The sequence below is a fragment of the Streptomyces sp. CG4 genome (assembly GCF_041080655.1).
GTDB lineage: Bacteria > Actinomycetota > Actinomycetes > Streptomycetales > Streptomycetaceae > Streptomyces.
In genome coordinates, this window is record NZ_CP163525.1 from 8105148 (window position 1) to 8117393 (window position 12246).

Annotated in this window: 12 protein-coding genes and 3 pseudogenes; 8 read left to right on the forward strand and 7 right to left on the reverse strand. The window is 69.1% G+C overall.

What is annotated here, in order from left to right; all coding sequences use genetic code 11:
* Positions 1-2 precede the first annotated feature (2 nt).
* Together AB5L52_RS37165 and AB5L52_RS37170 are read right to left on the reverse strand one after the other, a co-directional pair.
* Entirely contained in the window at positions 3-2027 is a 2025-nt protein-coding gene (locus AB5L52_RS37165; protein WP_351580089.1) for a hypothetical protein, read from the reverse strand.
* A complete protein-coding gene (locus tag AB5L52_RS37170) occupies positions 2006-2305 on the reverse strand; it encodes a hypothetical protein (RefSeq protein WP_369367841.1) in 300 nt (99 codons plus the stop codon). Before AB5L52_RS37170 ends, AB5L52_RS37165 begins: the two co-directional genes overlap by 22 nt.
* Before the next feature lie 624 nt (positions 2306-2929).
* On the opposite strand from AB5L52_RS37170, the gene AB5L52_RS37175 reads away from it, so the two are divergent.
* The gene (locus tag AB5L52_RS37175; RefSeq protein WP_351580084.1) at positions 2930-3205 is read left to right on the forward strand and encodes an isoamylase early set domain-containing protein; all 276 of its coding nucleotides are present in this window, start codon (positions 2930-2932) and stop codon (positions 3203-3205) included.
* A gap of 260 nt (positions 3206-3465) precedes the next feature.
* On the opposite strand, the gene AB5L52_RS37180 is transcribed toward AB5L52_RS37175, so the two are convergent.
* On the reverse strand, positions 3466-4416 hold the full coding sequence (locus tag AB5L52_RS37180; RefSeq protein ID WP_369367842.1) for a cation diffusion facilitator family transporter: 951 nt from the start codon (positions 4414-4416) through the stop codon (positions 3466-3468).
* 433 nt (positions 4417-4849) lie between these two features.
* Between AB5L52_RS37180 and AB5L52_RS37185 the strand changes: the two genes are divergently transcribed.
* The 5 genes and pseudogenes from AB5L52_RS37185 to AB5L52_RS37205 all read left to right on the forward strand — a co-directional run bounded on the left by AB5L52_RS37185 (position 4850) and on the right by AB5L52_RS37205 (position 9796).
* Positions 4850-6190 (forward strand): NF041680 family putative transposase, encoded by a 1341-nt coding sequence (locus AB5L52_RS37185; RefSeq protein WP_369364252.1) that lies wholly within the window; start codon positions 4850-4852, stop codon positions 6188-6190.
* Positions 6191-6524: 334 nt separating this feature from the next.
* Positions 6525-7073, forward strand: coding sequence for a type 1 glutamine amidotransferase domain-containing protein (locus AB5L52_RS37190; RefSeq protein WP_369367843.1), 549 nt, complete (start codon positions 6525-6527; stop codon positions 7071-7073).
* Positions 7070-9009: pseudogene (locus AB5L52_RS37195) on the forward strand (catalase); the annotation flags it as partial. The gene AB5L52_RS37190 and the pseudogene AB5L52_RS37195, both read left to right, overlap by 4 nt.
* A 54-nt stretch (positions 9010-9063) precedes the next feature.
* Positions 9064-9399 (forward strand): annotated as a pseudogene (locus tag AB5L52_RS37200) (DUF3883 domain-containing protein); the annotation flags it as partial.
* A gap of 199 nt (positions 9400-9598) precedes the next feature.
* The gene (locus AB5L52_RS37205; RefSeq protein WP_369367844.1) at positions 9599-9796 is read left to right on the forward strand and encodes a hypothetical protein; all 198 of its coding nucleotides are present in this window, start codon (positions 9599-9601) and stop codon (positions 9794-9796) included.
* Positions 9797-10099: 303 nt separating this feature from the next.
* Here AB5L52_RS37205 and AB5L52_RS37210 read toward each other — a convergent pair whose 3' ends face one another.
* Both AB5L52_RS37210 and AB5L52_RS37215 read right to left on the reverse strand, forming a co-directional pair.
* Positions 10100-10291: a hypothetical protein gene (locus AB5L52_RS37210; RefSeq protein ID WP_351580075.1), complete on the reverse strand. Its 192-nt coding sequence runs from the start codon at positions 10289-10291 to the stop codon at positions 10100-10102.
* Positions 10292-10429: 138 nt separating this feature from the next.
* Positions 10430-10642, reverse strand: a complete 213-nt coding sequence (locus tag AB5L52_RS37215) for a hypothetical protein (protein ID WP_351580072.1) — start codon at positions 10640-10642, stop codon at positions 10430-10432.
* Between the two features lie 282 nt (positions 10643-10924).
* Between AB5L52_RS37215 and AB5L52_RS37220 the strand changes: the two genes are divergently transcribed.
* The gene (locus AB5L52_RS37220) at positions 10925-11128 is read left to right on the forward strand and encodes a cold-shock protein (protein ID WP_071377710.1); all 204 of its coding nucleotides are present in this window, start codon (positions 10925-10927) and stop codon (positions 11126-11128) included.
* A 140-nt stretch (positions 11129-11268) separates the two neighbouring features.
* Here AB5L52_RS37220 and AB5L52_RS37225 read toward each other — a convergent pair whose 3' ends face one another.
* Positions 11269-11460 (reverse strand): hypothetical protein, encoded by a 192-nt coding sequence (locus AB5L52_RS37225; RefSeq protein WP_369367845.1) that lies wholly within the window; start codon positions 11458-11460, stop codon positions 11269-11271.
* Positions 11461-11719: 259 nt separating this feature from the next.
* Positions 11720-11911: a hypothetical protein gene (locus AB5L52_RS37230; RefSeq protein ID WP_351580066.1), complete on the reverse strand. Its 192-nt coding sequence runs from the start codon at positions 11909-11911 to the stop codon at positions 11720-11722.
* Between the two features lie 100 nt (positions 11912-12011).
* On the opposite strand from AB5L52_RS37230, the pseudogene AB5L52_RS37235 reads away from it, so the two are divergent.
* Positions 12012-12119 (forward strand): annotated as a pseudogene (locus AB5L52_RS37235) (alpha/beta fold hydrolase); the annotation flags it as partial.
* Positions 12120-12246: the final 127 nt, after the last annotated feature.

Genomic DNA, 12246 nt, shown 5'->3' on the forward strand with positions numbered 1-12246 from the left:
TCTCAGAATAATTCGAGCCGTTGCTGCTGGTACTGTCGGTTGAACTTCTCCCGTTCGCGTTGCAGCGTCTCGATGTTCTCGGCCAGCACGGCCTGCGAGGGTCTGGGAGCGGACCTCTCCTTCCTCATCTTGTGGGCCCATGCGTCGCACTGCCGCCTCTTCTCGGCCTTCAGCTTCTTGATCTCGTCGTCGCACTGCCTCAACGGGTCGGTGTGCAGACCGATCCGCTCGCGGATCACGGCGAAGGCCGAGTTGCCGCCGGTGCCGAACTCCTGGGCGGCGGCCAGTCGGATGGAGTAGGAGAGCTCCGCCTTGCCGATTTGGAAGAGGCGCCAGTACAGCGGCGAGGTGTCGATCTTCTTGTCGACCGTCCGCAGCGCCGCGCCGATCTGCTGGAGCAGTCTCAGCTTGGCGTCCTCGAGAGTGCGCCGATCCCCCTTGACGCGGTTCCAGCGGCCTTGCACCGCGGAGACGATGTCGCCCAGCAGTCTCGGGTCGTCTTCCACACTTTCGATCTCCAGGGCGGCCGCGTAGAGATCGAGGACCTTCGGGTCGTCCGGTCGCCGGTTCGCGGCCGCGAGGAGCCGGTGGGCCAGGGTGCGCCCGCCCACGGGTGCCCGCCGCACCCGGTCGTCCTTCCACTTCTTCACCTCGGCTAGGACGCTGCCGCCCTTGTCCATATGCTGTGCGGCCCGGCGCCGGGACGGGAACACCAAGGCGATGAGCAACTCACGGCTGGGACCAGGCGGTTGGAGTGCCTGCTCGGTGAATTCTCCGGCGCCGTTCTCCTTCAGGTGGTCGAGCATGCGGTAGCCGAGGTAGGCCTGGATGATGCTGTGCGGGAAACGGATCTTTCGCTCGATCCCCTCCACCAGCTTGAGCTTGTCCGCGTTGTTCGCGAAGCGGGCGAGCACGGCGTTGCACTGGGCCATGTTCCCGCCCCGCAGGCCCTTGGTGTCGCTGCGCAGCAGACCCGCCAGCACGTCACGGCTCTCCGGGTCCAGTTCTTCCTCCGTATCGGCCCCGGCGCAGGGAACGTGCGCCACGGTGAGCACGACGCGGCCCTCGTCCTGAAGTTGTTTCACCACGTCGGGCAACGGCACGCCCAAGCTGACGAGTTGGTCCGCGAGAGCGTCGAAGTCGCCGAGTGATCCGTCGTCCCGCACCACCCCGTGGAGACCGGCCCGGCGGGCCGCGTCCATCGCGGCTTCGACCAGTGGGTCGATCTCCCAGCCGACCAGCACGGTACCGATGTCCCGGCCCCGCCCCGAAGCGATCATCAAGCCGGTGTCCGACTCTCCCTGGTCGGGCACAGGGCGCAGTGCGAGCCCGTGCTCCTCGCCGGACCGCAGGGCGGCTGCCGCGGCCTGCCACAGATGGTCGTGGTCCCATTCGGGCACGTTGGGGTGGACGTCCAGGACCGTGCGCCGGGTGCTTCGCAGCGCCTCGGGATGGAGGACCACCGTGTCGACGAGCTCCAGCTGCCTCAGCCGGTCCAGGTTACGCACGAGTACGCCCTCGCAGGCCAGCTCAGTGCACAGGGTCGCGGCGAAAGCGGCTGGTCCGTAGCGCGCGGCTTTGGGATTCCCGGCCAGCAGCGCCTCGGCGCTCTCGTGGACATCGCGGGTGAAGAGGAGGGCTCCGGCCGCGCCGAGCAGGGTTCCGGTGACGGCCTGGTCCCGGTACTCCTCGCCCGCGTACTGGTGAAGCGGCGGGCGGGCGACCGCGCGGCCGGCCAGGCTCAGCCGTTCCGGCGCGCAGACAGTGTCGTGCGCGGCGTCGAACGCCGCGGCCCGGGCCACGGCCTCGGCCTGCTGGCCCGCCCGCAATGCGGCGTCCAGGGCGAGGGCGGTCGGCGACTGCCCGATTCCGTTGGCGGCCGCGTTGACGGCGGCCAGAACCAGATCCGTGGCCGAACGGCCCAGACGGCGCCGCAGCACGCTCCGTATCCGCGGCTCCTCACGCAGCAGTGCCACCCCGGCGGTCAGCAGGTGCGGCCCCTGTCTCAGGCGGACAGTCCGCGCCACGACGGCGGTGCTGATCCCGACCGCGTCGCAGAACAGCGCGAGCGCCCCGGAACGTATCCCCCTGTGTGGCCCGGATGCGCGGGCTCCAGGACATCCTCCTCCGGCCGCTCCAGCTTCTGTCGGCCGGCCAGTTCCGTCGCCCTGTCCACCACACGGTCGGTGACGGCGTCCTGCGTCGTCTGTATCACCAGCCGCGCCAGCCCGCCGTCCCAATAGGCGGCCAGCACATCCGCATGCTTCGCCAGGCCGGCTGCCACGCGCCTGGCAGCCGCCTCCATACTATGTACCGTGGCGCCCGGACGCGGGCGCAACGGGAGCTGCACACGGGTGCCGGCACGCCAGTATCCCTGACCGGGAGCCATGGCGTTCAGCCCGACCCGGCCGACCCGCACAGCGCTCTCCGCCACCGCCACCGCACCGCGTTCGGTGGCACGTCCCCCCGCTTCTGCCGCGGAGGTCGCCAGCCGGACAGCAGCACGCGCGCTCGGGAGGAATCGGCCGGCAACCCGCGCCGAGAGACTCAGCCCCGCAGCAGGAAGCCGGCTCACCGCGCCAAGGACCATCTCTCACCTCGCGGAACCGATGGACTCACCGGTCGGCCGACCGGTGGGTCTTCTTGGGAGGGTGCGTACCGGCTGTGCGGCCACCGGGCTGCGACCCGCCACTTCCCTCGGCACGCCCGGGGCGCGACTGCGTCAGCCAATCTCCTAGGTGGGCCGACCGGTGGGATCGGGCCGGTGGCGGATGTCTGGTGCCGAGTACCTGGTATGCGGTGCCTTACACGGCCGGGCCGGATGGGTGACAGCGTGGCCGAGTCGGTCCAGCGCCACGTGGCAGCCGGTGCCCCGCACGCGATGATCGGCAAAGACGCCTCACCGAACCCTCAAGGAGTGATCAGCCCGATGTTGGAGCGCACCCGGCACAAGCAGCACACCAAGGTCACCTTCATCCTGCCCGCAGGCCATCCGGCCAGAGAGGCCAGCGTGGTGGGTGACTTCAACGACTGGCAGCCTGGCGCCCACCCGCTGACGCCGCGTCCCGACGGCAGCCGCGCGGTCACCGTCACCCTGCCGGTCGACCAGCAGCTGGGCTTCCGCTACCTCGCACACGGCGACTACTGGTTCGACGAGGCCGACGCCGACGGCCACGACGGCCGTAACAGCCTTCTGCACACCTGACCTGCCCCTTTCCTCGGCCCAGGCGTGGGCAGTCGTGGAGCTGTGGTCCGGCCCCCAGCCGGTCGGCGGGGGTAAACCGGATGAGTGGGTTGACGGTGGAGCCGGACGGTTCCCGGATGCCAGGGGCGGGGCGGGGCGGGGCGGGGCGGGGCGGGGCGGGGCGGGGGCGGGGCGGGGCGGGGCGGGGCCGGCGCCGGGGTCGCGGGCGCGGCCGCGGCCGCGGGGGAAGGATGCCTGCCCTTCGAAGGGAAGCTGCGAGCCTAGGAGGGCGGGTCTTCCTCGGGGCCGGGTGCCTCGGTGATGTCCAGGAACACGTGGATGGCCTGCGGCCACTGCGTGGTGATCCGTCGTTTGAGTCGCACACAGACCAGTTCGACCTCCTCGCTGTCGAGCCCCGGCACCAGATCGACGCGGGCGGCGACGAGCGCCGAGTCCATCCCCAGTCGCATGGTCAGCAGCGCCGCGACCTTGTCTATCTCGTTCTGGGACCCGAGGAAGTCACCGATCCGGTCGCGCAGTTCCGTGTCGACCGCCTCGCCGATCAGCCGGCCGCGTGCCTCCCGGGCCAGCCGATAGGCCACGTACAGCAGGAGCAGTCCGATCGCCATGGACGCGCCGGCCTCCCAGGCGACCTGCCCGGTCGCCATGTGCAGCGCGATGCCGAGTGCCGCGACGATCGCGCCGGTCACTGCTGTGGTGTCCTCCGCGATCACCGTGCGCAGCGCCGGGTCGGCCGCGCCGTCCCGCTGCCGGCGCGCCTGGTGCAGGGCGCGGAGCAGGGAGGCCCCGTCGGCCAGGAGTGCGATGCCGAGCACGGCGAGCCCCGCCGTATAGCCTGCCGGCGACTCCTGGCGGTCCGACCGCAAGGCCTGAGCGCCCTGGTACACCGAGAAACAGCCGCCCATGACGAAGATACCCACCGCGGCCAGCAGCGCCCAGAAGTAGCGTTCCTTGCCATAGCCGAACGGATGACGATCGTCGGCGGGCCGCTTGCTGCGGCGTACGGCGATGAGGAGAAACACCTCGTTCAGGCAGTCCGCGACCGAGTGTGCCGCCTCCGAAAGAAGGGCGGGGGACCCGGCGAAGAGCCCAGCGACCGCTTTGGCCGCGGCGATCACGAGATTGGCTGCGAGGGCGACCAGAACGGTCGTCCGGGTCCGTATGTTCCGGGCCGTGGAGTTCCGATCGCGCCGCCTCTCCGTGTCCGTCACCAATGCAGCCCTCCAGCCTGCCGTGCGGACCCCGCTTGCCGGCTCGCCGACCGGGCACGACGGAGACCGAGCGCGGATCCCGGGCCCGCCCCGCCGTTCCGTTCGCATCGGGCCCGGACATGCCCCGAATTCCCCGGTGAGCCGCGTTCATGCGGGGACAAGGGAGAACGCCTGCGTGTGCGGAGCGCGCCGACGGCGTGCTTTCCCGTGGGAGCGCCTAGCTTGGAATTAAACCTTCAGTGATCGTCTGAGGTTCGAGTCGTTCACTCACACGGGGATCTGCCGGACATGGCGACGACCTCCGCTTCACGCTGTGTGATGTCGAGTCGCACAACGGGCCGGGAGGTCGTCGGTGTCGAGTGTCGTCCATGGAGCCGCTGATCGGCAGGCACTTGCAGAACTGTCGTCCTTTCGGATGGAGTTGTACGCGGCAATGCCGCGCCGTGCCGATGCGTTGTTCGAGTTGACGGACGCGGTGCTGTGTGCCGACGGCCCGGTGGTGTCGCTGCCGGAACTGTCGCTCCAGGTGGTGCACCGGCGCGGGCACGGGGCGATGTACGACGCGCTGGCCCAGGGCCGCCTGGATGTGTCGCGGCTGCGGTTGGCGCTGGCCAGCCTGGAGCTGTCGCGTGGGACGGACGGGCAGATCTCGATCGCGCTGGACGTGACACCGTGGCCGCGCCCGGATGCGGAGTGCTCGCCGGACCGGCTGCACTGCTACCGGCCATGTCGCTGCGACGGGGTGCGGCAGACGATCCCGGGGTGGCCCTACCAGGTCGCCGCCGCGCTGGGCGGGGGCCGGACCTCATGGACCGGGCCGCTGGACGCAGTCCGCCTCAGCCCGGACGATGACCTAACTGACGTCACCGCCACCCAGGTCCGGGACCTGCTCGCGCGTCTGCGCGAGGCCGGGCAGTGGCGCGAGGGCGACCCCGAGGTGCTGTTCGTGCTGGATTCCGGCTACGACATCGTGCGTCTGACGTGGCTGCTGCGCGACGAGCCGGTCCGCCTGCTCGGGCGGATCCGCGCCGACCGCGTCATGCACCACCCACCCGGGCGCCGCAAGGGACCCACCAAGGGCCGGCAACCGCGTCACGGCGAGCCCTTCCGGCTCGCTGACCCGGCCACCCACCCCGCGCCCGCCCAGGAGTCCACTACCCGCCACGACCGGTTCGGTGCCGTGACGGCCCGCTGCTGGGGACGCCTGCACCCCAAGCTGGAGCGCCGCCAAGGCGGTTGGGCCGACCATCCCGGCGCCCTGCCCAACGTCGAGGGCACCCTGGTCCACCTCGCGGTCGAGTACCTGCCCGGCAATCGAGATCCCAAGCCGCTGTGGCTGTGGCACTCCGTCCCCGACGCCGCCACGCACGACGTCGACCGGTTGTGGCGGATCTTCCTCAGAAGATTCGACATCGAACACACATTCCGGTTCTTCAAGCAGGCCCTCGGCCTGACCCGCCCCCGCCTGCGCACGCCAGAACAGGCCGACCGATGGGTCTGGCTGATCCTCGCCGCCTACACCCAGCTCAGCCTCGCCCGCCCCCTCGCCGACGACCTGCGCCGGCCCTGGGAGAAACCCCTCACACCGGATCGGCTCACCCCCGGCCGCGTCCGACGCGGCTATCCCCGGATCCGCCGGATCCTGGGCACCCCCGCCAGACCGCCGAAAGCCACCCGCCCCGGCCCCGGCCGCCCGCCAGGCCGCACCACCAGCCCCGCACCCCGCCACCCTGTCGGCAAACATCCCCAAAAACAGGACACCCCCCGACCCTGAAGACCGAGGGGAAACCTTTAATTTCAAGCCTAGGGCAGGCGGTAAAGCGGTCGCGGTGGGGTACCCGGCGCGGGAAGCGCGGTGACAGCGCCGGGCCAGAGCCTGGATAGGGGGCTGCAATGGGATGTGCGGGACGTCGTGACTGACGCTCCGACCGCCGTGGACGCCCGCGTCGGTGACGTGGGTCCCGGGTGATGTGCGACCGGGGCATCGGCCTGGGCACGGTGGTGGCCGACAGCGAACTGATCGGCCTGGTCGGCCGTGATTGCCCATGTGACCGCGCCACCGCTACCACCGCAGACCGAGGGACATCGGGAAGGAGAGTTGACGGATCATGCGTATCGCGTTTCTGACAGCGCCGGAGGGCGTCGAACAAGTGGAGTTGACCGAGCCCTGGCAGGCGGCTCTGGCGGCCGGGCTTGATCCGGTGCTGGTGTCGACCAGCCTCGGCCAGGTGCAGGCTTTCCACCATCTCGACAAGGCCGACACGTTCACCGTGGACGAGGTCGTCGGGGACGCGTCGGCGGAGTCCTTCGGCGGCCTGGTGCTGCCTGGCGGGGTCGCCAATCCGGATTTCCTGCGGATGAATGACAAGGCCGTCGCGTTTGTGAAGGACTTCTTCGAACAGGGGCGTCCGGTCGCCGCGATCTGTCACGCGCCGTGGACGCTCGTCGAGGCGGACGTGGTACGCGGTCGCGAGCTGACTTCGTGGCCCAGCCTGCGCACGGACATCCGTAACGCCGGCGGCATCTGGGTTGACGAGCAGGTGAAGATTTGCGGCCACGGGCCCAACAAGTTGGTCACTAGCCGGAAGCCGGACGACCTCAAGGCGTTCTGCGCGGCGTATCTGGACGTGTTCGAGCAGCAGGAGACGGGCCGATGAGCGCGACCCCCGACCACAAGGGCGAACAGCTTGATGCCTTCCGCGCCCCCGACCCCGCTTCGGGGCCGCTCACCACGGACCAGGCCGTGCGGGTTGACCACACTGACGACCGCTGACCGTAGGTGAGCGCGGGCCCACGATGATGGAGGACTTCCACCCAAGGGAGAAACTCACCCGCTTCGACCATGAACGGATCCCGGAGCGGGTCGTCCACGCACGCGGCTCGGGCGCGTACGGATACTTCGAACCGTACGAATCCTGCGCCGAGTTCACCCATGCGGCCTTCCTTGCAGATCCCTCCGTGCGCACGCCGGTCTTCGTCCGGTTCTCGACCGTGCAGGGACCCCGCGGCTCCGCCGACACGGTGCGCGATGTACGGGGCTTCGCCACCAAGTTCTGTACGAGGGAAGGGAATTATGATCTGGTTGGAAACAATTTCCCGGTGTTCTTCGTTCAGGACGGCGTCAAGTTCCCGGACTTCGTGCACGCGGTAAAACCGGAACCGCATAACGAGATCCCGACGGGAGCCTCGGCCCACGACACCTTCTGGGACTTCGTCTCCCTGCAGCCGGAATCCTTGCACGCTGTCATGTGGCTGATGTCGGACCGCGCGATCCCTCGCAGTTATCGCATGATGCAGGGCTTCGGGGTGCACACCTTCCGCTTCGTCAACGCCGTGGGGCGTGGCACGTTCGTGAAGTTCCACTGGAAGCCGCGGCTCGGCGTGCACTCGCTCGTGTGGGACGAGGCGCAGGAGTGCCAGGGCCGTGATCCGGACTTCAACCGGCGAGACCTCTGGGACGCTATCGAGGCGGGGGCGTTTCCGGAATGGGAGCTGGGAGTCCAACTCGTGCCGGAGGAAAACGAGTTCGTCTTCGACTTCGACCTCCTGGACGCCAGGAAGATCATCCCGGAGGAGCAGGTCCCGGTCCTGCCGATCGGCCGCATGGTCCTGAACCGCAACCCGGAGAATTTCTTCGCGGAGACGGAGCAGATCGCCTTCCACACCGCCAACCTCGTGCCCGGGATCGACTTCACCAACGACCCGCTGCTCCAGGCCCGCAACTTCTCGTATCTGGACACCCAGCTGATCCGGCTGGGCGGTCCCAACTTCAGCAAGTTGCCGGTGAACCGCCCGGTGGTCCCCGTGCACAACAACAAGCGCGACGGCTACCACCAGAGCACGATCCACCGCGGCACGAGTTACTTCCCCAACTCCCTCGGCGGAGGCTGCCCGGCCCCGGCGGGCATGGACAGCACGGCCTACACGCACTACGCAGAACGCGTCGACGGTGCCAAGGTCCGCCAACGCAGCGCGAGTTTCCAGGACCACTACAGCCAGCCGTCGCTGTTCTGGAACAGCATGGCGAACTGGGGGAAGCGGCACATCGTGCAGGCGTTCCGGTTCGAACTCGGCAAGGTTGGTGCACGGGACGTGCGCGCCCGGATGGTCGATCAACTCGCCCAGGTGGACGTCGAGTTGGCGAACCTGGTGGCGCGAGGCATCGGGGTGCCCGAGCCGCAGGGCCGTACGGGAGCGGCGTCCAAGCAGTGCTCACCCGCCCTCAGCATCGAGGCTCTGTCCGCGGACGGGTCGATCCGCACCCGCCGGGTAGCCGTGCTGGCCGCCGACGGGGTGGACGAACGCCACGTTGCCTCGATACGTGGGGCGCTGACCCCCGAGGGCGCGGTCGTGGACGTGCTGGCTGCGACGGACGGCACCGTGCCGACAGCCGACGGTGAGCCGTGCTCGGTCGACCGTGCGCTGGCCACCGTCGCCTCCGTGCTGTACGACGCTGTGGTGCTGCCCGGTCATGCCACGGACGCCTCGCCGCTCAACGGCGATCAGCACGCGATGCGCTTCGTACGGGACGCGTACCGTCACGGTAAGCCGGTGGGGGCGCTGGGCAACGGAGTGGACGTACTGACGGCTCTCGGGGAAGTCCGAGAGTGGGTGGAAGGGCGCCGCCCTGGCGCCCGCAGCTTCACGTGCGACCTGGTGTCGCGTGAACCGGATGGCAGCATCGCCCGGTTGATCGAGGTGAAGGGCAAGCGCGGGCGCGGCTCGTCAGTTCCGATCATCGACCGGCAGCGTAAGGCGATGCTCGACCTCGGGCCGGACTGGTGGCTGTACGTCGCGCTGGACTGCGAAACGACCCCGGTCCTGGTCGTGGTCCGGGAGCCGAGCAGGCTGCCCTGGAAGTTGATCACTCCAGCCCGGGAGCTTCCGGAAGGGCGATTCCGCGGAGTGGGCGACGAAGGCAAATGGGGCACGATGCCAGCGGACGTCCTCGCCGCGGGGGAACAGGTCGACGTCCCCTCGTGACTCTGCGGGGGCACGTCGACGAGCGGCCCCTCCTGCTGAGGCGGGGATTGCCCGGGACTGCCGGGGCCTCCGATAGGCCCCGGCTTCTTCACGTTCCGACAACAATGGCGCCTTCGTCCCGTACAGCTGTCACTGTGGCCGCAGGCAACTTTGCCCGGGGCAGCGCGGTGGGCGCCCAGCGCCTTGAAGGGGGACTGCCATGTCGGGAAACTCGGAACTCAGCAGAGGATGCGGGAACTGCCTCGTCCTTTTCTTTGCCGGAGTCACCGCGTTCTCGATTCCCGGCGGGATGTTCATGTATGGCGGGGTAGCGGGGAAGATCGCGGGCTCAATCCTGCTGGCGGTCACCGTCGCGGTCGTCGTGCTCGGGATCGCGCTCCAGGCGAAGAAGCGCTGACCTTCATCCTGCCCGCTGCAGGCGGCGCTGGCCGTCAACGGCTGTGTCCCGCACCGGAAGCCGGCCGCCTCGGCTCCGTCCTCGACGGACGCGCCGAATGGGTCGGCAGCCCTCCGAGTGATTCAGTGCCAGGCGCCGCGCTGACCGGTACAGTCATGCTGTCCCGCCGTTCTGGGTGCTCGGGACCGCCGGGGCCTCCGATGGGCCCCGGCACCTTCACGACGAGGCTGCGGCCGATCTGCGTGCGCCAGGCACCACCCGACTCGCCTCGGGGTGGTGCCTGCCACATGGTGCCTTCGAGACTCAGGCCTTGTTGACCCTGGCCGCGCGTCCGGGCCCTTCGATCTGGAACGAGACGGTGTCCCCCGGATGGATCTCGTCGGGGTCGATCATGAGGTCGTCTACCGTGAAGTACAGCACGGGACCACCTCGGTCGTTCTTGATGCTTCCCTCGCCCGGGTCCGCGTCCCACTCATGGATCTTGCCTTGGTCCATGGCTGTGTCTCCTTGGCTTGATGGGGGACGAGCTCCGGTCACATGCCGGGCTCGCTCCCAGCGAACCCGCACCCACCTACGACAGCGACCGCTGCGCGCCGAACGGGCGACGCTGGCCCCCAGCTCGCCGACGGACGTTCAGCGCTCCCATACCTCCGGGCCGCCCCCGTGCCACTCGATCAGCAGCGAGTTCGCCACGTCGACCTCGTCCAGTCCCTCCAGGCCGGCACGCTCCAGGAACACGCTCAGGTCGTGCAGACCGTATGCGGTGCCCAACGTCTCGCTGCCGACCTGGACACGCCGGCCGCCACCCTCACCGGGCGGGAACACGATCACGCGACGCTCAGCCATAGCCTCAGCCTCACCCAGTGGCAGGGGAGGCGCACTCAGGAGACGGCTGTCAGTGGCGGCCGGTCGACCCACGGGGGGCGGTTGCCGTCGTGAGTCTTTGTGGCCGAGCTCCACCAGCCGGTGTAGCGTCGTGATTAGCAGTCGTGGTTCCGAAGTCCCGTTCGCCCGTGATCGCATTCACGGGCGTTTTTGCTGTTCAACGCCTCTCCGGACCAGGGCGATCACCTCCGGATCCCGCACGGTGCGGGGCCCGATACGACTCCCCTTGAAGGAGACAGGCACATGGCTACCGGCACTGTGAAGTGGTTCAACGCGGAAAAGGGCTTCGGCTTCATCGCCCAGGACGGCGGCGGCCCCGACGTCTTCGTCCACTACTCCGCCATCAACTCTGGCGGTTTCCGGTCTCTCGAAGAGAACCAGGTGGTGAACTTCGACGTGACCCAGGGCCCGAAGGGCCCGCAGGCGGAGAACGTCACTCCCGCCTAGCAACGCCACGGCGAGCCCCGGCCAGTGCATCCACCGGCCAGGGCTCGCCCGTCTCGCCCCGCCCCCAGACCTGTACGGTCCGGACGGCGGGGCGTCGTGCTGTGCGAGGCCGGATACGTTGGTGCTGCCCCTGACCTCCGTCAGGGGCAGTCGGTGGGGAACGCGCTGACTGCCTGAGCTCCGCCGTTGGCGTCCACCGTGAAGCCGTTGCACGCGTTCTGGTGTTGCTGCTCCCGTTGGTGCTGATCCTGCACGACACCGGTGATCACAACGATGCCGACGACCAACGCAATCATGGTCACAGCCAGAACGATCTTCAGTGCGGTGTTCACGTGCCCCCCGATCGCCGCAGCTTCGGACGGCCGCAGCCTAGCCGCGCGGGAGCAGGGCAGTGAGGCGAATGGCTTTACCCGACCAGTGCCCCCTAACCGCATGGATGCTGGGGTTCGGTGGCTGTGACCTGTTGCTTTATCGGGTGGATGGCACCCGTCTGGCACACGCGGGGAGCGGCTGCAGACATGCGGAAGGCCCCGCTGATCCGCCACGGGGGAGGCAGACGAGCGGGGCCGGCTTGAAAGCCTTTGCCGACTGTCAGGTGGTGTATTCCAGGTCGGTCACGGCCGCCTGGCGGACCATGGTCGCTATCTCAGTCATGTCCAGCTCACCGAGGAACGCGACGAGCGCGCGCCGGGCTTCTGCCAACTGGTCGACGAGCGCTGGTTGCTCTAGATCCCGGGGCAGGACCACGCGCCGGAAGGCAGGCTGTTCGACCGCGCGCGCCACGAGTTGCTCGGCCAGCCATAGTGGGGTGCGCTCCCGGATGGCGAAGGTCAGGTGCAGGCCGGGCTCGTCGTGGTGCAGGGGCGGCGGCCGGACCGGACCTGACGATCAAGCCGGGATCGTCGTGCCGGACGCAGGCCACTTCATCCCGGACGAACAACCCGACGCCGTCGCTGCCGCTCTGGCCGACTTCATCGCTGAAAGCGATTGACCCCGGCCACACCCACCCGCCTGCCAGGCGACCGGCTTGTGCTGGCTCACAGCGTTGTTTCCGGCTCACCGCGAACTCACCGAACGCCACCCTCGCTCCCGAGGGCGACGACGCATCCGGCGTCGGC

Coding starts and splice junctions, on each gene's coding strand:
- AB5L52_RS37185 (WP_369364252.1), top strand. CDS start 4,850: ATGCCGCGCCGTGCCGATGCGTTGTTCGAGTTGACGGACGCGGTGCTG.
- AB5L52_RS37175 (WP_351580084.1), top strand. CDS start 2,930: ATGTTGGAGCGCACCCGGCACAAGCAGCACACCAAGGTCACCTTCATC.
- AB5L52_RS37220 (WP_071377710.1), top strand. CDS start 10,925: ATGGCTACCGGCACTGTGAAGTGGTTCAACGCGGAAAAGGGCTTCGGC.
- AB5L52_RS37170 (WP_369367841.1), bottom strand. CDS start 2,305: ATGGAGGCGGCTGCCAGGCGCGTGGCAGCCGGCCTGGCGAAGCATGCG.
- AB5L52_RS37210 (WP_351580075.1), bottom strand. CDS start 10,291: ATGGACCAAGGCAAGATCCATGAGTGGGACGCGGACCCGGGCGAGGGA.
- AB5L52_RS37190 (WP_369367843.1), top strand. CDS start 6,525: ATGCGTATCGCGTTTCTGACAGCGCCGGAGGGCGTCGAACAAGTGGAG.
- AB5L52_RS37205 (WP_369367844.1), top strand. CDS start 9,599: ATGTCGGGAAACTCGGAACTCAGCAGAGGATGCGGGAACTGCCTCGTC.
- AB5L52_RS37215 (WP_351580072.1), bottom strand. CDS start 10,642: ATGGCTGAGCGTCGCGTGATCGTGTTCCCGCCCGGTGAGGGTGGCGGC.